This is a genomic window from Vibrio fluminensis, assembly GCF_015278125.1.
Lineage (GTDB): Bacteria > Pseudomonadota > Gammaproteobacteria > Enterobacterales > Vibrionaceae > Vibrio > Vibrio fluminensis.
Genome location: NZ_JADILO010000021.1, coordinates 35,402 through 58,337, shown reverse-complemented (window position 1 = coordinate 58,337; position 22,936 = coordinate 35,402). Strand labels below are relative to the sequence as shown.

The 22,936-nt window shown below is 44.4% G+C and carries 23 protein-coding genes; 10 read left to right on the top strand and 13 right to left on the bottom strand.

Annotation, left to right across the window (positions count from 1 at the left end; translation table 11 throughout):
* Positions 1-1,054: 1,054 nt before the first annotated feature.
* Positions 1,055-2,095, bottom strand: a complete 1,041-nt coding sequence (gene recA / locus IRQ95_RS14450) for a recombinase RecA (RefSeq protein WP_194437585.1) — start codon at positions 2,093-2,095, stop codon at positions 1,055-1,057.
* A gap of 191 nt (positions 2,096-2,286) precedes the next feature.
* Positions 2,287-2,778, bottom strand: coding sequence for a nicotinamide-nucleotide amidase (pncC, locus tag IRQ95_RS14445; protein WP_194437584.1), 492 nt, complete (start codon positions 2,776-2,778; stop codon positions 2,287-2,289).
* Positions 2,779-2,862: 84 nt separating this feature from the next.
* Between pncC and mutS the strand changes: the two genes are divergently transcribed.
* The 8 genes from mutS (at position 2,863) to yacG (ending at position 11,546) form a co-directional block, all read left to right on the top strand.
* The gene (gene mutS, locus IRQ95_RS14440) at positions 2,863-5,430 is read left to right on the top strand and encodes a DNA mismatch repair protein MutS (protein WP_194437583.1); all 2,568 of its coding nucleotides are present in this window, start codon (positions 2,863-2,865) and stop codon (positions 5,428-5,430) included.
* Between the two features lie 230 nt (positions 5,431-5,660).
* Positions 5,661-6,077 (top strand): pilin, encoded by a 417-nt coding sequence (locus tag IRQ95_RS22340; RefSeq protein ID WP_194437582.1) that lies wholly within the window; start codon positions 5,661-5,663, stop codon positions 6,075-6,077.
* A gap of 7 nt (positions 6,078-6,084) precedes the next feature.
* Positions 6,085-7,770 (top strand): type IV-A pilus assembly ATPase PilB, encoded by a 1,686-nt coding sequence (pilB, locus tag IRQ95_RS14430; RefSeq protein ID WP_348541613.1) that lies wholly within the window; start codon positions 6,085-6,087, stop codon positions 7,768-7,770.
* Positions 7,733-8,995 carry a type II secretion system F family protein gene (locus IRQ95_RS14425; protein WP_489114238.1) on the top strand — a complete coding sequence of 421 codons (1,263 nt, stop codon included), beginning with the start codon at positions 7,733-7,735 and terminating at the stop codon, positions 8,993-8,995. Before pilB ends, IRQ95_RS14425 begins: the two co-directional genes overlap by 38 nt.
* A 48-nt stretch (positions 8,996-9,043) precedes the next feature.
* Positions 9,044-9,913, top strand: coding sequence for a prepilin peptidase (locus IRQ95_RS14420; RefSeq protein WP_194437580.1), 870 nt, complete (start codon positions 9,044-9,046; stop codon positions 9,911-9,913).
* 1 nt (position 9,914) lies between these two features.
* A complete protein-coding gene (gene coaE, locus IRQ95_RS14415; RefSeq protein WP_194437579.1) occupies positions 9,915-10,523 on the top strand; it encodes a dephospho-CoA kinase in 609 nt (202 codons plus the stop codon).
* A gap of 33 nt (positions 10,524-10,556) precedes the next feature.
* Complete coding sequence (gene zapD / locus IRQ95_RS14410) at positions 10,557-11,297, top strand: cell division protein ZapD (RefSeq protein WP_194437578.1); 741 nt, start codon at positions 10,557-10,559, stop codon at positions 11,295-11,297.
* A 54-nt stretch (positions 11,298-11,351) separates the two neighbouring features.
* A complete protein-coding gene (yacG, locus tag IRQ95_RS14405; RefSeq protein WP_194437577.1) occupies positions 11,352-11,546 on the top strand; it encodes a DNA gyrase inhibitor YacG in 195 nt (64 codons plus the stop codon).
* A gap of 415 nt (positions 11,547-11,961) precedes the next feature.
* Here yacG and rplS read toward each other — a convergent pair whose 3' ends face one another.
* The 5 genes from rplS to ffh form a co-directional block, all read right to left on the bottom strand.
* Positions 11,962-12,315: a 50S ribosomal protein L19 gene (rplS, locus tag IRQ95_RS14400; RefSeq protein ID WP_159655596.1), complete on the bottom strand. Its 354-nt coding sequence runs from the start codon at positions 12,313-12,315 to the stop codon at positions 11,962-11,964.
* 49 nt (positions 12,316-12,364) lie between these two features.
* Complete coding sequence (trmD, locus tag IRQ95_RS14395) at positions 12,365-13,114, bottom strand: tRNA (guanosine(37)-N1)-methyltransferase TrmD (protein WP_194437576.1); 750 nt, start codon at positions 13,112-13,114, stop codon at positions 12,365-12,367.
* Between the two features lie 27 nt (positions 13,115-13,141).
* Positions 13,142-13,690, bottom strand: coding sequence for a ribosome maturation factor RimM (rimM, locus tag IRQ95_RS14390; RefSeq protein ID WP_194437575.1), 549 nt, complete (start codon positions 13,688-13,690; stop codon positions 13,142-13,144).
* 26 nt (positions 13,691-13,716) lie between these two features.
* The gene (gene rpsP, locus IRQ95_RS14385; protein WP_005593968.1) at positions 13,717-13,965 is read right to left on the bottom strand and encodes a 30S ribosomal protein S16; all 249 of its coding nucleotides are present in this window, start codon (positions 13,963-13,965) and stop codon (positions 13,717-13,719) included.
* 212 nt (positions 13,966-14,177) lie between these two features.
* Positions 14,178-15,560 (bottom strand): signal recognition particle protein, encoded by a 1,383-nt coding sequence (gene ffh, locus IRQ95_RS14380; RefSeq protein WP_194437574.1) that lies wholly within the window; start codon positions 15,558-15,560, stop codon positions 14,178-14,180.
* Between the two features lie 182 nt (positions 15,561-15,742).
* Here ffh and IRQ95_RS14375 point away from each other — a divergent pair, with 182 nt between their 5' ends.
* Together IRQ95_RS14375 and IRQ95_RS14370 are read left to right on the top strand one after the other, a co-directional pair.
* The gene (locus tag IRQ95_RS14375) at positions 15,743-16,537 is read left to right on the top strand and encodes a cytochrome C assembly family protein (protein ID WP_194437573.1); all 795 of its coding nucleotides are present in this window, start codon (positions 15,743-15,745) and stop codon (positions 16,535-16,537) included.
* Between the two features lie 115 nt (positions 16,538-16,652).
* On the top strand, positions 16,653-17,927 hold the full coding sequence (locus IRQ95_RS14370) for an HlyC/CorC family transporter (protein WP_194437572.1): 1,275 nt from the start codon (positions 16,653-16,655) through the stop codon (positions 17,925-17,927).
* Positions 17,928-17,998: 71 nt separating this feature from the next.
* On the opposite strand, the gene rpoS is transcribed toward IRQ95_RS14370, so the two are convergent.
* From rpoS to ispF, 6 genes are all read right to left on the bottom strand, one after another.
* Positions 17,999-18,982 carry an RNA polymerase sigma factor RpoS gene (gene rpoS, locus IRQ95_RS14365; protein WP_123782321.1) on the bottom strand — a complete coding sequence of 328 codons (984 nt, stop codon included), beginning with the start codon at positions 18,980-18,982 and terminating at the stop codon, positions 17,999-18,001.
* A gap of 74 nt (positions 18,983-19,056) precedes the next feature.
* On the bottom strand, positions 19,057-19,977 hold the full coding sequence (locus tag IRQ95_RS14360; RefSeq protein ID WP_194437571.1) for a peptidoglycan DD-metalloendopeptidase family protein: 921 nt from the start codon (positions 19,975-19,977) through the stop codon (positions 19,057-19,059).
* 2 nt (positions 19,978-19,979) lie between these two features.
* On the bottom strand, positions 19,980-20,606 hold the full coding sequence (locus tag IRQ95_RS14355) for a protein-L-isoaspartate(D-aspartate) O-methyltransferase (protein WP_194437570.1): 627 nt from the start codon (positions 20,604-20,606) through the stop codon (positions 19,980-19,982).
* Positions 20,607-20,608: 2 nt separating this feature from the next.
* Entirely contained in the window at positions 20,609-21,367 is a 759-nt protein-coding gene (surE, locus tag IRQ95_RS14350) for a 5'/3'-nucleotidase SurE (RefSeq protein WP_194437569.1), read from the bottom strand.
* Positions 21,364-22,410, bottom strand: coding sequence for a tRNA pseudouridine(13) synthase TruD (gene truD / locus IRQ95_RS14345; RefSeq protein WP_194437568.1), 1,047 nt, complete (start codon positions 22,408-22,410; stop codon positions 21,364-21,366). The genes surE and truD overlap by 4 nt, the downstream gene beginning before the upstream one ends.
* A 44-nt stretch (positions 22,411-22,454) precedes the next feature.
* Positions 22,455-22,934, bottom strand: a complete 480-nt coding sequence (ispF, locus tag IRQ95_RS14340; RefSeq protein ID WP_194437567.1) for a 2-C-methyl-D-erythritol 2,4-cyclodiphosphate synthase — start codon at positions 22,932-22,934, stop codon at positions 22,455-22,457.
* Between the last annotated feature and the right edge of the window lie 2 nt (positions 22,935-22,936).

Here is a 22,936-nt window from a genome sequence, read left to right as displayed (position 1 = left end):
GCTGTTCAAGCGGTATAAACCGGCGCTTTCGTATAAAAAACTAAACGGCAACTTTATTGCCAAAACAAGATATTACAGACGTTGTTTTTTTGATTTATTTGATGAATCAGTATTGTACTAAACTATTTATTTTGTTAGCCAATACCCATTATGGGATTCAGTTAACACTTTAATACGTACATTTAACTGTACGGAATTTTTTACACACCACCTACACTAGCTAAAAACGGCTTAAATAACGTCATTTTTTACACGTAGGCAACAACAACCGCGAGATAATTTAATGTTTCTTGACCTCCAAATCCGCAAATAAAGGTCAAAATAGTGGTTGTTTTGGTGCGGTCAGTCCAAAATATCATCAAATCAAACTTGAACTAGATCTCATTTATAAATTACACAAAAATTTATACCAAAAACCACACTGCCATTTGTTAAAAATAATAGTGCGTTTATTTATTAATTAAACAAAAATAATTAATACCAACCTCCATTATTACAATTAATATCTATATCAATTAAATTAAACCGATCGGTAAATAATCAGAGATAATTAATCGAATAAAAAACAATGAATTAATTTAATTAACTCAGCATCAAGATTAAAAACTAAAGAAAGATTATTTATTACGATAATATTTAGGTGCTCTAGATCACATTAAAAATAGCCGAATAATATGAGCTCTGTTTTTCCGTTAACAGGATGCTAAGAAAGAACAAGACAATCCTCATAGCCAGCTCCCTTCAACTTGCTTTCATCATTGCTAATGATACTGCCTACATTCTATTGGCTAAATCCCACCAATATATCCCTCAAATAAGACGCTGCTATTAAGGAAAGTAACAGTCCACTCAAACGTTCGAAACGGATTGCCTGTTAGCTGTGGCTGTGGCTGTGGCTGTGGCTGTGTCAAATAGCCTAGAGAGATAACACTTGTTTGCAAGCAACAAGTAGAATGTATGGCATCACGCAGAAGAGATAGTACAGATAAAAAAAAGCCCCGCATGATGCAGGGCTTGGCAATGGATTCAGTTTAGCTCTGTGAGCAAAGAAAAATTAAAACTCTTCTTCTTGTGGCATCTCACCCGTTTCAGGCTCTTCCGGCTGAACTGGTGTTAGCAACATTTCTCGCAGCTTGCTATCGATGGTTTGAGCGGCTTCAGGGTTCTCTTTAAGGAACTTGCAAGCATTCGCTTTACCTTGACCAATCTTGTCACCGTTGTAGCTGTACCATGCACCCGCTTTCTCAACTAGCTTGTGCTTTACACCTAGGTCGATCAGTTCGCCTTCACGGTTAAAGCCTTGACCATAAAGGATCTGCGTTTCTGCTTGTTTAAATGGTGCAGCAATCTTGTTCTTCACCACTTTGATGCGGGTTTCGTTACCCACAACTTCATCACCTTCTTTGATAGACCCAGTACGGCGGATATCAAGACGAACAGACGCGTAAAACTTCAGCGCGTTACCACCCGTTGTTGTTTCTGGGTTACCAAACATTACACCAATCTTCATACGAATTTGGTTAATGAAGATACACATACAGTTAGACTGCTTGAGGTTACCCGTTAGCTTACGCATTGCTTGCGATAGCATACGCGCTTGAAGACCCATGTGGCTATCGCCCATCTCGCCTTCAATTTCAGCTTTTGGTGTTAGTGCCGCTACTGAGTCAACCACTAGAACGTCAATTGCACCTGAGCGTGCTAATGCATCACAGATTTCTAACGCTTGCTCACCTGTATCTGGCTGAGAAACCAATAGCGCATCAATATCAACACCTAGCTTCTTCGCATAGATTGGATCAAGCGCATGCTCAGCATCGATAAAGGCACAAGTTTTGCCTTCACGTTGCGCAGCAGCAATCAGCTCAAGAGTTAAGGTTGTTTTACCTGAAGATTCTGGACCGTAGATTTCTACGATACGACCCATTGGTAGACCACCAGCACCGAGTGCGATATCTAGAGAAAGTGAACCTGTCGAAATGGTTTCTACATCCATTGTGCGGTTGTCGCCAAGGCGCATAATAGAGCCTTTACCGAATTGCTTTTCAATCTGACCTAGCGCAGCGGCGAGGGCTTTCTGTTTATTCTCGTCCATCACTTTCTCCAAGCTATCCATCATGGCTGATGAATACAAAAATCTGATTCGTGCTGTTCAGCATCAACTGAACAATTTATGAGTGCCATTATACTGTTGATTCATACAGTGTCCATACCTGTATGGATTTTTTTTGCAGTCGCTCGATAGAGTACTGATCTGGCGAGGATTTTAAACCTCAAACAATGAAACTATGATCTCTCGCCCAAATAGTCACACAGGGTTTTAAGTGCAAACTCAACCGCTTGCTCGCGCACCCCTGCTCTATCGCCAGAAAAATGTTCCGTCGTTACTTTTAACCAACCAGTATTATCTGTGAAACAAAAACACACTGTACCAACGGGTTTATCTGGAGTTCCTCCCCCCGGTCCTGCGATACCACTCACCGAGACGGCGATAGTCGCATTCGAGTTTGTCAGCGTACCTTGCACCATTTCAATCACTACTGGTTCACTCACCGCACCATGTGTTTCTAGCGTTTTCGCTTGAACACCCAACATCTCCATTTTAGCTTCATTACTATAAGTCACGAACGTACGGTCAAACCACGCAGAGCTACCAGCAATATCAGTCACTGCTGCTGAAATCCCCCCACCGGTGCAAGACTCTGCGGTTGCGAGAGTCTGGTGGCGTTGCTGCAATAACTTACCAAGCTCAACGCTTAAAATTTGATGTGATTCCATGTTCAAAAACCTCAATGTGACTTTTCGCCCGTAATCGATTCACGTATCCTAAGCCGCAATTGTCATAAACGAAAGAAGTTAGCCGTGAAAGCCGAACAAAAACACACTCCAATGATGCAACAGTATCTAAAGTTGAAAGCAGAGAACCCTGATATCTTGCTGTTCTATCGTATGGGTGACTTCTACGAACTATTTTATGATGACGCGAAACGCGCTTCACAACTGCTCGATATCTCATTGACCAAGCGTGGCTCATCAGCGGGCGAACCAATCCCGATGGCGGGTGTGCCTTACCACGCAGTAGAAGGTTACTTAGCCAAACTTGTGCAATTGGGTGAGTCGGTCGCGATCTGTGAACAAATTGGTGATCCTGCCACCAGCAAAGGCCCGGTAGAGCGTAAAGTGGTGCGCATTGTCACACCTGGTACCGTGACCGACGAAGCTCTGCTGTCTGAACGTGTTGATAACCTAATTGCGGCTATTTATCACCACAATGATAAATTCGGCTATGCCACACTGGACATCACTTCGGGTCGCTTCCAATTAACTGAACCGGAAAGCGAAGAAGCCATGGCAGCTGAGCTGCAACGTACTTCACCGCGCGAACTGCTTTTCCCTGAGGATTTCGAGCCGGTACATTTGATGTCCTCGCGCAGTGGCAACCGTCGTCGTCCAGTTTGGGAATTCGAAATCGACACGGCCAAGCAGCAACTCAATCAGCAATTTGGTACCCGTGACTTAATTGGCTTTGGTGTAGAAAATGCCAAGCTCGGTCTGTGCGCAGCTGGCTGTTTGATTCAGTATGTGAAAGATACTCAACGTACTGCGCTACCGCATATTCGCTCACTGACATTTGATCGCCAAGATCACTCTGTCATTCTAGATGCGGCAACTCGCCGTAACCTTGAGATCACCCAAAACCTTGCTGGCGGCTTGGATAACACGCTTGCCGATGTGTTAGATAAAACGGCAACGCCTATGGGTAGCCGAATGCTCAAACGTTGGTTGCACCAACCGATGCGCTGCATTGATACGCTAAACCAACGCCTGGATGCGATTACCGACATCAAAGAACAAAGCCTTTTCTGCGACTTACAACCGGTACTAAAGCAGATTGGTGATATCGAACGTATTTTGGCACGTTTAGCATTGCGCTCAGCACGCCCGCGAGATCTCGCGCGTCTGCGCCATGCAATGCAGCAACTACCTGAACTGGCAGAAGTATTATCATCACTCAACCACCCTTATCTCGCTAAGTTGGCACAATACGCCGCACCAATTGAGTATGTTTGCGATTTACTTGAGCGTGCGATTAAAGAAAACCCTCCAGTGGTGATCCGTGAAGGTGGTGTGATAGCGACAGGTTATAACGCTGAGCTTGATGAATGGCGCAACCTCGCTGACGGCGCGACTGAGTATTTAGAAAAGCTCGAGCGTGAAGAGCGTGAACGTCACGACATCGACACGCTAAAAGTCGGCTATAACGCCGTACATGGCTTCTTTATTCAGGTAAGCCGTGGACAAAGCCATTTAGTGCCTGCGCACTATGTACGCCGCCAAACGCTAAAGAACGCAGAGCGCTACATTATTCCTGAGCTTAAAGAGCACGAAGACAAAGTGCTTAGCTCAAAATCTAAAGCGCTTTCGGTAGAGAAAAAACTGTGGGAAGAGTTATTTGACCTACTCCTACCTCACCTAGAACAACTGCAAAACCTTGCGTCGGCAGTTTCGCAGTTAGATGTATTGCAAAACCTTGCTGAGCGCGCTGATAGTTTGGACTACTGTCGCCCAACACTAAATCAAGAACCAGGTATTTCGATTCAAGCAGGTCGTCACCCTGTAGTTGAACAAGTGTTGGATGAGCCGTTTATTGCCAACCCAATTGAGCTCAATACTCAGCGCAAAATGCTGATCATTACCGGCCCAAATATGGGGGGTAAGTCGACCTACATGCGCCAAACCGCCTTGATTGCCCTTATGGCACATATCGGATCTTACGTTCCTGCAGAAGCTGCACATATTGGCTCAATCGATCGCATTTTTACCCGTATTGGTGCATCGGATGATCTTGCTTCGGGTCGTTCAACCTTCATGGTTGAGATGACAGAAACGGCCAATATTCTGCACAACGCAACCGAGCGTAGCCTAGTGTTGATGGATGAGATTGGCCGTGGTACCAGTACCTATGATGGTCTATCGCTAGCTTGGGCAAGTGCGGAGTGGTTAGCTAAACAGATTGGTTCTTTAACGCTGTTTGCCACTCACTACTTTGAGTTAACCGAGCTACCAAACCAAATTGAACATTTGGCTAACGTTCACTTAGACGCAGTCGAACACGGTGATAGCATTGCGTTTATGCACGCAGTACAAGAAGGGGCAGCAAGCAAATCTTATGGCCTTGCCGTCGCAGGGCTCGCTGGCGTACCAAAAACAGTTATCAAGCAAGCGCGCGCTAAACTCACTCAACTTGAACAGCTTAGCCTAGCAACGGAAAATAATGCACCTCGCAGCACAGCGGTTGATATTGCAAATCAACTGAGCTTGATTCCTGAGCCAAGTGAAGTAGAAGAAGCGCTAGCAAATATTGACCCTGATGATTTAACTCCTCGCCAAGCCTTGGAAGAGCTGTACCGCTTGAAGAAGCTACTGTAGCTATTTCGCTCAAATTAGCAATTTCTAGCCGCATCCATGATGCGGCTTTTTCATGCCATAACAGACTGGCTTAGAGTTGCCGAGCAGTATCAATCCCACTCATCACCGCCTTTGTAACAAAAGTGGCTAATCATGCCGCGCCAATCAGAACTTAGCCAAACAAACCTACTCCCGCATTTAATCCAAGCCTAAGCTAGTCATCCTTAAACTAAAAAGAGAAGGAAATCGTTATGACTCGCTCCGCTCAGAAGTGCACTCGCGGTTTTACCTTAATTGAATTGATGGTGGTCGTCGCCATCATCGCTGTGCTTGCTACTATTGGTATCCCTATTTACAAGAACTACACTGTGAAATCTAATGTTATTGCGACGCTTGCTGAGGCGGGTTCGTACAAAACGGCCGTTGGGTTGTGTTTCGCAGAAAATGGCGACCTCTCGCAGTGTGATGCTGGAACAGGCAGTATCCCTAATGCTGCCTCTCGGGTAACAGGGGTCACCAAAGGGAAAATAGCCTTAAACCCGCAGGTAGATTGTGACAACAACTCAGCGACGAACAACACCTTTAGCTATAGCCCCAATGTAACCAGCGGGGGGATAATGACGTGGTCTATCAGCGATGATGCCAGTAACTGTGCACAGTTCAAATAACAGTACAGTGAAAAATCCCCTTATTGACCTGTTGCTTAGAGAGGGACATATCCAAACTAAGCAACTCATTGAACTGGATAAAGTTAACCCGAACTCTCCTTGCGAATGGTTAGTAGAAAACAACATCATCAACAACAAACAACTCGCTCTGATATTTGCCCGTCTGTTTCAACTCAAACTGATCGAACCTAGTCATTATCCCTTCGAGCCGCTGTGCCGCGAGCTCGGGCTAAGATCTCTGATCACGCGTTACCATGCATTACCAATACAGCTAGAAAATAACCTGCTTACTCTCGCCGTTTACGATCCAAGCAATGAGGTAATTGAAAAAGAATTCCGTTTTGCGACAGGAAAAGAGACGCAGTTGGTCTTAAGCAATGTGGAATCAATTAAAGCTGCCATTCATTCACTCTATGGAAGAGCGCACGCTGAACATACTTCTGATTTTAAGGAAATAGACGGCCTCGCACTAAAAAACATGGTCGAGCTTACCGAGGAAGAAACTCAAGATACCCGTCAAATTGATGGTGATGAGGCCCCTGTCAGTCGCTATATCCATCAAGTTCTGCTGGATGCCATCAGTAAAGGCGCGTCAGATATTCACTTTGAGCCTTATGAGGACCAGTTTCGTATCCGTATCCGGTGCGATGGCATATTAATAGAAGCCCATCAACCGCCAGTCCAACTTGGTCGTCGTCTTACCTCTCGAGTAAAAATACTCGCCCTTCTCGATATTACAGAAAAACGTTTACCTCAAGATGGGCGCGCAAAACTGAAATTAACGAATAACCAAAACATCAACATTCGTATCTCGACACTACCTACCCTATGGGGCGAGAAGATCGTTCTACGTATTTTGGGCAATCACACCAATCAACTGAGTATTGAGCAGTTGGGCTTAGACCCCGAACAGCAACAGTTATACATAGACGCGCTAAATCATCCTCAAGGACTAATACTAATAACAGGCCCAACAGGAAGCGGTAAGACTCTCTCTTTGTATTCAGGACTTAATCGAATCAACACATCTCTGGTTAATATCGCTACCGCAGAAGACCCTGTCGAAATTAATTTACCCGGCATTAACCAAGTACAGATCAAACCGCAAATTGGGTTTGATTTTGCTTGTGCGCTGCGCTCGTTTTTACGTCAGGACCCCGATGTAATCATGGTTGGCGAAATACGCGATTTTGAAACCGCTGATATTGCTGTCAAAGCGGCCCAGACCGGGCATTTAGTTCTATCGACTTTGCATACTAACTCGGCAACCGAAACCCTAACCCGCCTACAAAACATGGGCATAAAAGCTTATAACATTGCCGCTTCACTTACTTTAGTCATTGCACAGAGACTAGTGCGTCGCTTATGCCCTATGTGTAAACAGAGTTACCAGCCGACTACTGAAGAGTGCATTCAATATCAAGTAACCACAACAACCATTCTCTATCGCGCTTCGCCAGTAGGATGCCATCATTGCAATCAAGGCTATATGGGAAGAATTGGGCTGTTTGAGGTGATGAACGTTGATTCCTCAATTCGCCAGCTTATTTTAGAACAGGCCTGCACCGCTACATTACAGTCTCAAGCCAACATGCAAGGTATGACGACATTGGCACAGTCTGGCAGAAATAAATTGATACGAGGAGAAACCACTATTGCAGAACTTGAACGACATCTCGATTGGGGTAAGTAAGTTGGACGATTCAGACGAAAAACACATAGCCCAATATTGCTGGCGAGGTGTCAATCGGCGCGGTAAACGATGCTCAGGGACGATAGTGGCAATCACTCAACATGAAGTTCGAGAACAATTAAAACGACAAGGTATCCAACCGACCTCTTTAATATGCAAACCTTTATCAAAATCACGCATTCGATTAAACCAAATAAAGAGTAAAGAAATCACGCTGCTTACTCGTCAACTTGCAACAATGCTCGCCGCGGGAATTCCTTTAATCCAAGCAATTAACTTGATTGGGGAACGACAAACCAATACTGCAATGAAAATTTTGCTATTACGACTTAAACAAAGAACCACTGCTGGTTCGCCTCTTAAGCAAATCTTTCTCGGCATCCCCCACTTTGACTCTCTTTATATAGAACTACTTTGTGCCGCTGAGCTTAGTGGTAATCTAGCCCAAGTATTTCAGCACATAGCCGACCATAGAGAAAAATCACAGCAACTCCATAACAAGTTACGTAAGGCCTCGATCTATCCTACTATCGTGTTGCTCATTTCACTTTCAATCACTTACTTGATGCTAACGCTCGTCATTCCAGAATTTCAAATCATGTTTGATAGTTTTGATGCAGAACTGCCTTGGTTCACCCAACAAGTCATTCAACTTTCCGTTTTTCTCCAAACATATGGCTTCTCCCTTATTATCAGCCTCGCAGCCAGCATAATGGTGCTCAAATGGACAAGAAAGCGCGCCTCTCACTTCAATCACTTGATAAGCCAATTAACAGGCAAGCTGCCAATTATTGGCTCAATTAGCCACAAGGCTTTTATTGCAAGGTATACTCGAACTTTAGCAACTTGCATTACTGCAGGAATTCCGCTGCTTACTTGCCTAAAATCTGCATCACAAAATCACCAGACACTTTGTAGAAAACAAGCGCTCACTGACATATATCGCAATACCAACTCTGGGATGCCGCTCTATTTAGCAATGCGAGACAGTCATCTGTTCTGCGAAATGAGTATACAAATGATCATGATAGGGGAAGAGTCCGGACGGCTCGATGAGATGCTCGATCGTGTTGCTATCTTGCACGAGAATCAACTTAATGAGGACATTGAAAACCTTACCAAGTTACTCGAACCAGCAATAATTGTGATCTTGAGTGTGATAGTCGCCAGCTTAGTTCTAGCAATCTATTTACCCATCTTTAACTTAATGAATGTTATAGGCTAAGATAGCCACTCAATCCCTGCTCCATTTCTTGCATATACTGAGTAATCTATGGCTGTATTTATTCACTACCCTTGGCTATTTCCTTTTTTGGCCACTGTTTTTGGTTTAATTGTTGGTAGCTTCCTTAATGTAGTCATCCACCGCTTACCGATCATGATGGAGCGAGAGTGGCGCAAAGAATGCAATGAGACTTTTCCAGACTGTAACTTAGATGTTGATAACAGTACGTATAATCTCAGTATCCCTCGCTCAGCGTGCCCAAGTTGTCATACCCCTATTCGTATCCTTGATAATATCCCTGTCATTAGCTGGTTGCTGCTAGGGGGAAAATGTCGTCAATGTCAGTGTAAGATAAGTGCCCGATATCCATTAATTGAAGCTCTCACGGCTGTCATGTGTTTACTCACTGCTCTGCAATTTGGTTATAGCACCTTTACCATTGCCTTACTGTTCTTCACATTTGTGCTGATCGCCGCGACTTTTATCGATCTTGATACGATGCTGCTGCCTGATCAATTAACTCTACCACTGATGTGGGCAGGAATCAGTTTATCGCTACTCGGAATCAGCCCTGTAAGCCTACAGGATGCTGTGATTGGCGCGATTGCCGGCTACCTCTGTCTATGGAGTGTCTACTGGGGCTTCAAACTGATTACGGGCAAAGAAGGCATGGGTTATGGCGACTTTAAATTGCTCGCAGCTCTTGGCGCTTGGCTTGGTTGGCAATATTTACCAATGATCATTTTACTTTCCTCTGTCGTCGGATTGGTATTTGGTATTATTCAATTGAGAATGCAGAAAAAAGGTATTGATATGGCATTTCCTTTCGGTCCTTACCTCGCTATCGCGGGTTGGGTTGCGATGCTTTGGGGTTCTAACATTCTTAACCATTACTACCGTTTTCTACTAGGAGTATAAGATGGCACTCGTCATTGGATTAACTGGTGGTATCGCCAGTGGTAAAACTACCGTCGCCAATATTTTCCGCGACCAGTTTGCGATCGACATCATCGACGCCGATGTCGTAGCACGCGAAGTCGTAGAACCGAATAGCGATGGTTTGAATGCGATTGTCGAACGCTACGGAAGAGAAATCTTGTTAGAAGACGGAAGCCTAGATCGTTCGGCCCTACGTGAAATTATCTTTGCCGACAGAAATGAGAAAATATGGCTAGATAGCCTGCTGCATCCGATGATTCGTCGCAATATGCAACAACAACTAGAGCAAGTCACCTCAGAGTATGCTCTACTGGTGATTCCATTGATGGTAGAAAACAACTTACAAGAGTTGGCAGACCACATTTTAGTTGTCGATGTGGATGAAAAGATTCAGATCGAACGAACTATGAATCGTGATGGTGTTTCACATCAGCAAGCCGAATCGATACTGCAATCTCAAGCAAGTCGTCAACAACGCTTGGCAATTGCTAACGATGTGATTAAAAACCATTCACAAAACCAACAACTTTTGCCCCAAATCACAGAATTACATAAAAAGTACCTAGAAATGTGCAGGGCAAATCTGTGAGAATAAAGCTACAAAATATCAAGGCGCCGCTTAATGACCACGCAATCCTTCGAACATCCGCTGAATGAAAAAACCAGAATCTATCTTCGTGTAGAGGCTTTGCTACATCAGTTGGACGTGTCATCGAAATTCAGTGATGAACTTCAGCACTTGAACTTCTTCCGTGGTCTGTTTGATTTGCTCGAAATCTTTGAGCAAATCCAATTAAAGAGTGAACTGGCAAAGGATATCGAGAAGCAGCGTCTTACCTATCGTACTTGGCTCAACGTTGAGGGTGTCGATCAGGAAATGTTGCAATCTATCCTGCTGGAAATCGATCAAGTTCATAGCGAATTGATGAGCGCAGAGAGATTTGGGCAAAGCCTAAAAGAAGACCGCTTTTTAAGCGCCATTCGCCAGCGCTTTAACCTGCCTGGTGGCTCATGCTGTTTTGATTTGCCCGCGCTGCACCACTGGCTGCATTTACCATGCGAAAACAAGCAACAAGATGCGCGTAGCTGGCTAGAATCTCTAAACTCATTGTCAAATGCTCTTAAACTATGGCTGCGTTTAACACGCGCTACAGGGCATTTCCAATCTCGAGTCGCCCAGAGTGCCTTTTTCCAAAGTGATGCTGAAGAAGCCAATATTCTGCGCCTAAACATTCCTATGCATTACAGCGTCTATCCGATGATTTCCGGCCATAAAAACCGTTTTGCTATCAAGTTTATTGATTTCAAAACCGGTCAAGCTTATGCGGATGACGTTGAATTCCAATTGGCGGTTTGCTGCTAACATAGCAACTAGCCGCTATACTGCGTTTAACTTTTCCAACCGATTACAGTTGTTATGAGCAAAATTACTAAAGTGGCCTGCCCACAATGTGGCACCGAAGTTATTTGGGGTGATGAGAGCCCTTTCCGTCCTTTCTGCAGCAAGAAATGCCAAATGATTGATTTTGGTGAATGGGCAGATGAAGAAAACAGCATTGCTGGTGCACCGGATATGTCAGATAGCGATGGCTGGTCGGAAGATCAGTACTGATAGAAGCGGGAACATGAAGCTCAAGAGCTTCACTACGGATGCGAGAACGCAAAGCTAGCAAGCTTTGCTGCGGATGCGGGAACGTAAACTACGGAACGCTTCGCTTACGGATTACGGATTACGGATTACGGATTACGGATTACGGATTACGGATTACGGATTATTTTATTGAAAGCTGATGTGAGTACATCGGCTTTTTTTTATGGCTGAGAAATGAGAATTTAGAGACGAGATTTTAGTCACTCTCTTCCCGCAGCGAGGCTTTAGCCGAGCGTTCCCCACTCCGTAAGCGAAGCGTTCCCGCTTCTCGACTCTCGAAACGCTGCGCGTTCTCTCTTTTTCTTTGCAGAAAAGCAAATAAAAAAGCGGAGACCAATTGGTCTCCGCTAATACTATGAGAACGCTAGTTATAGCATTACTTCTTAGCAAGTTTCTCTTTGATACGAGCTGACTTACCAGAACGCTCACGTAGGTAGTACAACTTGGCACGACGTACTGCACCGCGGCGTTTAACTTCAATGCTATCAACGATTGGAGAGTGTGTTTGGAACGTACGCTCAACACCTTCACCGTTAGAGATCTTACGTACAGTGAAAGCTGAGTGTAGGCCACGGTTACGGATTGCGATTACAACGCCTTCAAAAGCCTGTAGACGCTCACGTTCACCTTCTTTTACCTTAACTTGTACAACAACAGTGTCACCTGGTGCGAATTTAGGTAGGCCTGATTTTAGTTGCTCTTCTTCAAGAGCCTTGATGATGTTACTCATTTTAATAAATTCCTAGAATAAACTGATACTTAATAAAATAGGTTACTGCTTACTTTTCATCAGCGCGATGCGCTTTAATGAATTCGGCCAGTAATTGTTCCTGTTCGTCAGTCAGAGCTAGGTTTTCCAGGAGTTCTGGTCTTCTTAGCCAAGTACGGCCTAACGATTGTTGTAATCGCCAGCGACGAATGTCCTTATGGTTGCCTGACATCAGTACCGAAGGTACTTCTTTATCATTCAACACTTCAGGGCGCGTATAGTGAGGGCAATCTAACAAGCCATTGGCAAAAGAATCTTCTTCTGCCGACGCAAAGTCTCCAAGTACCCCAGGAATAAACCTTGAGACTGAGTCAATTAACGTCATAGCTGGGATCTCTCCCCCGGTCATCACAAAATCACCGATTGACCATTCTTCGTCAACTTCGGATTGAATGATGCGCTCATCTACCCCTTCGTAGCGACCACAAATAAGAAGCAAGTTCTCGTTTGTTGCCAGCTCTTCAACCCCTTTTTGGTCGAGTTTACGACCTTGAGGCGATAGGTAAATCACTTTCGTCTTACCCGGTGATGCCTGTTTGGCTGTATGAATGGCATCGCGCAAAGGCTGCACCATCATTAACATGCCAGGACCACCACCGTAAGGTCTATCATCAACAGTGCGATGTTTGTCATGAGTGAAATCACGAGGATTCCATGTCTCAATAGACAAAAGACCTTTCTTTACCGCTTGACCTGTTACCCCAAAATCAGTAACAGAACGGAACATTTCAGGAAAAAGGCTAATTACGCCAACCCACATGTTTATCTCGCTCTGTAATTGGGGTGATTAGAATCCAGGATCCCAGTCAACTTCGATCCGTTGAGCTTCGCGATCAATTTTGATGATCACTTGCTCTGTAAGGAACGGAATTAATCGTTCCTTTTGCCCGAAAGCATCTTTAAGATTTGCTTTAACTACTAGAACATCGTTTGAGCCAGTTTCTAGGATGTCAGAAACAATACCTAGATCGTAACCTTTCGTGGTCACAACTTGCATACCAAACAATTCACGCCAATAGAATTCATCTGATGACAATTCTGGTAGTACCGCAGGGTCAATAGCAATTTCAAAGTTAGTTAGAAGTTGCGCTTCTTCGCGCACATCCAAACCTGCTAGCTTACATACATAACCTTGGCCATGACGTTTCCAGCTCTCTACTTTGTGCTCAACCCACACGCCTTTTTGGTTTAAAAACCAAGGGCTGTAATCAAAGATGTTTTCAGCATTGTCTGTGTAGGAAAAAACCTTGAGCCAACCACGAATGCCGTAAGTAGCACCAAACTTGCCTACAACAATCTTGTCATTACTCACTGCTTCTTTACCTTTCATCGACATAAGCTAATTTCTTCTTCTGGTAAGAATTAAGCCGCTTTTTGAGCGTCTTTAACTAGCTTAGCAACGCGGTCAGATAGAGACGCGCCTTGACCAACCCAGTGGTTAACGCGGTCTAGGTCTAGACGTAGACCTTCTTCTTGACCTTGAGCAGTTGGGTTAAAGAAACCAACTTTCTCGATGAAACGGCCAGTTGATGCGTTGCGGCTGTCCGCAACTACGATTTGATAAAATGGACGCTTTTTAGCGCCGTGACGTGCCAAACGAATGGTTACCATGTCGTCCTCTTTGCTTTCTCAAAAATAAAATTAACCCCAATAACCGTCCAATTTTATTAAACAGTTTGGGGTCTCGTGCCAAAATAAAGCTCCGGAATTTTACTCTTATTCCGGAGCAATGCAAGGTCTTTAGCTATTTTTTCACCACCACAAATTGGCTAATAAGTATGTGAGCTAGCTAACACCTTGAAACTTCAATTAGGTATGGGTAATTATCGACCAAATGGGTTGAAGCCACCGCCACCACCCATGCCGCCCATCATGCCTTGCATGTTGCGCATCATGCCTTTCATGCCACCTTTTTGCATCTTCTTCATCATCTTCTGCATTTGGGTGAACTGTTTTAGCAAGCGGTTAACGTCTTGTACCTGAACACCAGAACCCGCTGCGATACGTTTCTTGCGTGAACCTTTGATGATTTCTGGGCGCTGACGTTCTTTCATCGTCATTGAGCTGATGATCGCTTCCATCTGTTTGAACATCTTGTCATCAACTTTATCTTTTACATCTGCTGGTAACTGAGACATACCTGGTAGTTTGTCTAGCATACCCATCATACCGCCCATGTTTTGCATTTGACCAAGCTGTTCGCGGAAGTCTTCTAAGTCGAAACCTTTCTTCTCTTTGAACTTCTTCGCCAGTTTCTCTGCTTTTTCATGGTCAACATTGCGTTGCAGATCTTCAATAAGCGACAGTACGTCACCCATGCCAAGAATACGTGAAGCGACGCGATCAGGGTGGAATGGCTCCAGAGCATCGGTTTTTTCACCAACACCCAAGAACTTGATTGGTTTGCCCGTGATATGACGAACTGAAAGCGCAGCACCGCCACGAGCATCACCATCCACCTTAGTTAGGATCACACCCGTTAGAGGCAGTGCATCACCAAAGGCTTTTGCTGTGTTCGCCGCATCTTGACCCGTCATTGCATCAACAACGAATAGAGTCTCAACGGGATTAATAGCAGAATGCAGATCTTGGATCTCTGACATCATCTGCTCATCTATCGCCAAACGACCTGCAGTATCGACAACTAGAACGTCGTAGAACTTCTTCTTCGCATGGTCAATGGCTGCGTTAGCAATATCAATCGGTTTTTGATCGGCTGACGACGGGAAGAAATCCACCTCTACGTCAGCGGCTAGAGTTTCTAGCTGTTTAATCGCTGCAGGACGATAAACGTCGGCAGACACAACAAGAACTTTCTTCTTATCGCGCTCTTTTAGAAGCTTAGATAGTTTACCGACCGAGGTGGTTTTACCTGCACCTTGCAGGCCAGCCATCAGAATAACCGCTGGAGGCTGAGCCGCTAGATTGAGAGCTTCGTTAGATTCACCCATAACCGCTTCAAGTTCAGCTTGAACGATTTTAATGAACTCTTGACCTGGTGTGAGCGATTTAGAAACTTCAACACCGACCGCGCTCTCTTTTACACGGTTGATAAATTCACGTATAACAGGCAGTGCTACATCTGCCTCAAGTAACGCCATACGCACTTCACGCAGGGTTTCTTTAATATTGTCTTCGGTAAGACGCCCTTTACCACTGATGTTTTTCAGGGTACGGGATAGGCGATCCGTTAAATTCTCAAACATCTTGTTCTCTTCGCTAAATTCGGCGATAAATTACTATGAGTATACCTTAGCCAACCCTCGCTTGGCACTAGCCGATTGGAATTTGATATCTCATCTCTCGCAATTCCTACTTGTTACCCCATAGCCCAAAAGCTTGATGCAGGGTATAATTTGTTAAAAATCCACCAGCTTAATCGAGAGTAATGGACAACTTAGTCGCTGTAAGCGCAGCAATTCTCTATATCTTGGCAATTGCCACGATCATACCTGGATTAGTTCATCAAACAGGTATTCGAGCAAAAACTGTTTTGGTTAGTGCCATACTCGCCTTGGTATTTCACGCTTGGTCATTGGCCGATCTTATCTTTTCGGGCTCAGGACAAAACCTTAGTATTCTCAATGTTGCGTCTTTAATTAGCTTTATTATCTCTCTCGTAATGAGCGGCGCGATGCTTAAAACCCGCTTGTGGTTTATCTTACCTGTCGTCTACAGTTTTTCTGCCATTAACTTACTCGCGGCCACCTTATTACCAAGTAGCTATGTTACTCATTTCGAGAACGACCCTAAGTTACTGATTCATATTTCCTTGGCGTTATTCTCATATTCTACTCTGACAATCGGAGCGCTTTATGCTCTGCAACTGGCTTGGTTGGATAATCGCTTAAAAGCCAAAAAAGCGCTGGTCATCAATCCAAATGTGCCACCACTGATGCTAATCGAGCGTCAGCTCTTTAAGATCATCTTAATCGGTAATTTGCTGCTCACCGCGACTCTTCTCACTGGCTTTACTTTTGTTCATGACATGTTTGCCCAAGGTAAAGCACATAAAGCGATTCTTTCCTTTATCGCTTGGGTGATCTATTCAGTCTTGATTTGGGGACATTACCAAAGAGGATGGCGCGGTAAGAAGGTGACATGGTTTGCCATCGCAGGAGCAACATTACTCACCATTGCCTATTTTGGCAGTCGTTTTGTGCGTGAGATCATTCTCAACTAATTAAAGGTGCAATAATGCACCTTTTTTCATAAATGAGTTTTCACTCTACCATCATTGACTTACAGCAACAGTTAGGTCATAAATTAATCTAAACATCTCAAGGAACAGGTAAGTTTTGGACGACATATCAACGGGTATCTTGTTTGCGCTACTCGCGTGTCTCATAGTAATTTCAGGTTATTTTTCAGGTTCAGAAACCGGCATGATGGCTCTGAATCGCTATCGATTAAAACACTTGTCCAATAGTGGTCATAAAGGTGCCAGACGGGTAGAAAAGCTACTCGACCGACCCGATCGCTTAATTGGACTTATTCTAATCGGTAACAACCTCGTCAATATTCTCGCTTCTGCTATCGCTACCATTCTTGGTATGCGCCTTTATGGTGACATCGGTGTTGCCATTGCCACTGGTGCCCTTACCTTAGTTATCTTAGTCTTCGCTGAAGTCACCCCAAAAACACTTGCCGCGCTTTATCCTGAACGCGTTTCCTATGCCAGCAGCGTTCTACTATCACTATTAATGAAAGTACTTTCTCCTTTAGTGATTTTGGTAAACTTTATTACCAATGGATTCATTCGCCTACTGGGCGTAAAAGCGAGCCATGGGGATGAGGATCACTTAAGTTCAGAAGAGTTACGAACGGTAGTTAATGAAGCTGGCAGCCTTATTCCTCGTCGCCACCAAGATATGCTGGTCTCGATTCTCGACCTCGAAAATGTCACCGTAAATGACATTATGGTGCCGAGAAACGAAATTACCGGTATCGATATCAATGACGATTGGAAGTCGATTGTACGTCAACTTACTCATTCTCCTCACGGTCGAGTGGTGTTATACCGAGATCAAATCGATGAAGCGGTAGGTATGCTGCGTCTACGAGAAGCATACCGCTTAATGTTGGAAAAGAATCAGTTCACTAAAGAGCAACTACTACGCGCAGCCGATGAAGTGTACTTCATCCCTGAAGGAACACCGCTCAATGTTCAGCTGCTTAAGTTTCAACGTAAGAAACAGCGCATTGGTCTGATTGTAGATGAATATGGTGACATTATTGGTTTAGTCACCCTAGAAGATATCTTAGAAGAGATTGTTGGCGAATTTACAACTTCTATTGCGCCAAGTTTATCGGAAGAGATCATTCCACAAGGCGACGGTAGCTTTTTAATCGAAGGTAGCGCGAATATTCGCGATATCAACAAAGGACTTAAGTGGAAATTGCCAACCGATGGTCCTCGCACATTAAACGGCCTTATCTTAGAGCACTTAGAAGATATTCCTGAAAGCCATCTCAGTGTGCAAGTCTCTGGGCATCCTATGGAGATTGTTGAGCTAGAAGAAAACCGCATCAAACTGGTAAAGGTTTTTCCCAAACTCAAACAAGCTAGTTAAACCGTAAGTTCATATTGAAGATACAAAAACGCCTTGGCTAGCCAAGGCGTTTTGCGCTCTATTTACAATTATTAGTCGTCTTCAACGTTAAACAGGTTTTCCATGCTTAAGCCTTGTTTCACAAGAATCTCACGTAGACGACGTAGACCTTCCACTTGAATCTGACGCACTCGCTCGCGAGTTAAATTAATCTCACGACCAACTTCTTCAAGCGTTGATGGCTCATACCCTAGCAAACCAAAACGGCGAGCTAAAACTTCTTTTTGCTTAGGGTTAAGTTCATCAAGCCAATTAATCAGTGAGCTCTTGATATCATCATCTTGCGTTGAAACTTCCGGATCGGAATGTTTCACATCTGGAATAATATCTAACAGTGCTTTTTCACCATCACCACCGATTGGCGTATCAACAGAGCTAATACGCTCGTTGAGACGTAACATTTTACTCACGTCATCCACTGGCTTATCAAGCTGCGTGGCAATCTCTTCTGCGGTCGGTTCATGGTCAAGCTTTTGCGATAGCTCTCGAGCAGTACGCAGATAAATATTGAGCTCTTTTACGACATGAATAGGTAGGCGAATCGTACGAGTCTGATTCATCAATGCACGCTCAATGGTTTGACGAATCCACCATGTTGCGTAGGTTGAAAAGCGGAAGCCTCTCTCTGGATCAAACTTCTCTACCGCTCGAATCAAGCCTAAGTTACCTTCTTCAATTAAGTCGAGTAACGCTAAACCACGATTGCTGTAGCGACGAGAAATCTTGACTACCAAACGTAAGTTACTTTCAATCATACGTTTACGTGCCGCTTCATCGCCACGTAATGCTCGTCGAGCGTAAAGTACTTCTTCTTCTGCGGTTAGTAGTGGTGAGAAACCGATTTCCCCAAGATATAGTTGAGTGGCATCGAGATTTTTATTCGATACTTCAAACTCTTCTTTTTCAGTTTCATTGGATGTGGTGTTCTTTTGATCGAGTTGTGATTCGGACTCAAAGCTTTCCGTGCTTTCGATGTCAAACTCTTCTACTTTTGCTGCTGCGTTGCTGATACTCATAGCGCCTCCCCCTGGCGAGTTAGCAAGACATTTCAAAACATCTCATGTCCTTGATAGATCTCTGTTAGCAAATGTTATGGTAGGTAACGTTTCGGATTGACCGACTTACCTTGGTAGCGAATTTCAAAGTGCAAGCGAACACTGTTGGTTCCTGAACTGCCCATAGTTGCAATTTTTTGGCCTGATTTAACACTCTGACCTTCTTTTACTAGCAACTTGTCGTTGTGCGCATAGGCGCTCAAAAATTTATCGTTATGTTTTATTATGACGAGGTTTCCATAACCTCTTAACGCATTACCTGAATATACGACGGTACCAGCGGCTGTAGATTGTATTGCTTGTCCGCGTTGTCCCGCGATATCAATGCCTTTATTTCCCTGGTCTCCCGACGAAAAGTTTTTAATCACTCTCCCTTTAGTTGGCCATAACCACTTGGTAACTTTACTGTTAGCAGGTGTCGTGTTATTGACAGTTTTGTTAACGTTTTGTTTACCCTTGGTTTCAACATACTCCTTTGGTTTAGATTGTTCAACCCCTTTTGTCGCAGTTTTTTGTGCCACTGGTTTAGTATTGTTGGTCTTTTGTTTTGCAACTTGTTGATTCGAGTTTTTACTCGAAACCACTGGCTTTACAACAGCAGTCGATGAAGCCACTGCTACCGCTTTAGTTGATGATGCGCCCGCCCCAGTACCTGCATAGGCAGGCGGACGATAAGCCGGTTGCCAAAGCTTCAACTTTTGCCCTGGATAAATAGTGTACGGAGCCGACAATTGATTGTAACGAACGATCTCGTTTACATCTTTATCTGTGACATAGGCTATAAAATAGAGCGTGTCGCCTTTTTTAACTTCATAGTAACTGCCTCGATAACTCCCACGGGAGATCGAGTCATAATCTTTATTCAAACTTGATACGGGTGCGGGGGAGTGAGCAGCACATCCTGCAAGAATGCTACTCAAAGCAAATATCATTAATGAATTAGACTTATTACGCATGATTAAGCGAGTTCACCTGCAATCAAAGGCACAAAACGCACCATTTCTATTACTTCTGTTAGATAGTCATGCCCATGACGGGTAATCTTTAACAACTGTTGTTCGTCAACGCCAACTGGGATGACTAAAATACCGCCATCACACAATTGCTCGAGTAGGTCATGAGGAATATTTTCCGCAGCCGCCGTCACAATGATGGCGTCAAACGGCGCTTTCGCTGACCAACCTTGCCATCCATCACCATGTTTCGTCGATATATTGTAGATATCAAGCTGCTTTAGACGACGTTTGGCATCCCACTGCAACGCCTTAATTCGCTCCACGGAATACACATGATCAACTAACTGCGCTAATACTGCGGTTTGATATCCGGAACCAGTTCCCACCTCTAGGACTTTACTTTCACGCTTAAGTTCAAGCATTTCCGTCATCTTTGCCACGATATATGGCTGTGAGATAGTCTGTCCATGGCCAATCGGTAATGCATTGTTATCATAAGCTTGATGCATCATAGCTTGTGATACAAAGCTTTCGCGAGGAAGTCGATAGATCGCTTCCAGTACCGCTTGGTTTTGAATGCCACTCGCGACAAGAAACTGCATCAATTTGTCGGCATGTGGGTTTGCCATTGTTAATTACCTTTTAACCAGTGAGACATCGCTCCGATTGACTCATGAGCTGTTAAATCTACTTGCAATGGTGTAATAGAGACAAAGCCATGTTCGATAGCAAAAAAGTCTGTACCTTCACCTGCATCCTGCTCTTTACCCGGAGGACCAAGCCAATAGATATCATGCCCTCGCGGGTCTTTTTGTTTAATCATATCTTCAGCGTGATGGCGAGCCCCCAAACGAGTCACCACCGTTCCCGCTAAATCCGCATACGGAAGATCAGGAATATTGACATTTAGCAAACGATTGGTCGGAATCGGCTGTTTAAGGTGCTGCTTAACCAATTCAACCGCGACTTGTGCCGCGGTGGCAAAGTTCACTTTACCGGCTAGAGAGAGCGCAATCGCTTGAACACCTAAAAAATGCCCTTCCATCGCCGCCGCAACCGTGCCGGAATAAAGCACGTCATCACCCAAGTTAGCGCCATGATTGATGCCGGATAACACCAAATCTGGCAGGTTATCTTTCATTAGTTCATTCAGCGCAAAGTGGACACAATCTGTCGGTGTGCCTTGCACTGAATAGACACTAGGCGCTATTTCGGTGACACGTAATGGCTGTTCTAACGTTAATGAGTTAGACGCTCCCGATCGATTACGATCGGGGGCAACGATAGTAATATCCGCAAACGACGCCAAAGCTTTTGCTAAAGTATGAATCCCTTCAGCATGTACTCCATCATCATTACTGAGCAAAATTTTTAGGCGTGACTCACTCATGAGTAACTGCGCTCCACTTCAATCTCTTCAATTAACTCTCGAACGATAGCAGTAGCAAAACAACCTGAGTCCAGTGCAAAGCGCAAAGTGATCTCATTACCTTCAACTTGCCAGGTTAAATTATGCGCTTTCAATGCAATCTCACGGCGATCATGACGCATGCGATTACCACGGATCAATGCCATTAAATCAGGCTCAGCATCCAATTGAGGCTGTTCAATCTCTAGCGCTTTTGCTTGGGTTGGCAGTGCATTATCGCCCGCTAGCGCCGCAGTGATTAGGTATTCACCTAGAGTGATCTTTTCGCTCATTTCAGCGAGATTACTTTGCTCAACCAAACGTTGTTCACGACCGGCTTGCACAACATCACCTTCTAATGGTTGCTCGAACGCACCTTGCTCGATACGTGCCGAAACAATGCCATTGAAAATCCAAGAGCGTGCTGCAGAAAGATATAGACTGCGTTTGTTCTGATTGCGAGTACGTACATTATCACGTCCCCAACGACGCGCTTCTGTGACATTATTGCCATCATGACCAAAACGCTGGTTGCCAAAATAATTTGGCACGCCGGTTTGAGCGATTTTTTCTAGACGCGCAAGGACATCATCAACATCACTCACTTCAGCTAATGTCACGACAAACTCGTTGCCAACCAGATCGCCAGGGCGGAGCTTTTTGTTGTGACGATCGGTTGCAACAATCTCAATTGACGGGTACTGCGTAAGGAAAGCGCTAAAATCTGGCATCTCACCTTTAGGTAAGTGCACACTTAGCCATTGCTCTGTCACCGCATGACGGTCTTTAAGACCTGCCCAGCTGACATCTTTCGATTTTACACCACACGCTTTTGCTAATTCATTGGCGACAAAGCTAGTGTTCTCACCGGTTTTACGGATGCGCACCATCAAGTGCTCACCTTCACCGGTAAAATCAAAACCTAGGTTTTCATAGACTTGAAAGTGCTCTGGCTTTAATTTCAGTTTGCCTTGAGCGGTTGGTTTGCCATTTAAATAAGCTAGCGAAGATAAAATATCTGACATGATTGATTCCATCACCTATCACTTCATGTAATAAGCGATTTTAATTAGTTTTGTTTGATCAGTAATACCACCGCTTCACAAGCGATGCCTTCTTTACGACCAGTAAAGCCAAGACGCTCTGTTGTGGTCGCTTTGACGTTAACGTTGCCAATCTCGGTTTCTAAATCTTGTGCAATAGCGACACACATACTCTCTATATGCGGTGCCATTTTTGGTGCTTGCGCCATAATGGTAACGTCAGCGTTACCTAATACGTAACCTTGCTCCTTCACTCGGCGATAGACGTCACGCAGCAGCATACGGCTATCTGCTCCTTTCCATTTATCATCGGTATCAGGAAAATGGCGGCCAATATCTCCAGCGGCAATCGCGCCCAATAGCGCGTCACTTAGCGCGTGGAGTGCGACATCACCATCTGAGTGAGCAATCAAACCTTGCTCGTATGGAACAGCAACACCGCCGATAATTACCGGGCCTTCACCACCAAATTTGTGTACATCAAAGCCGTGACCAATTCGTATCATGG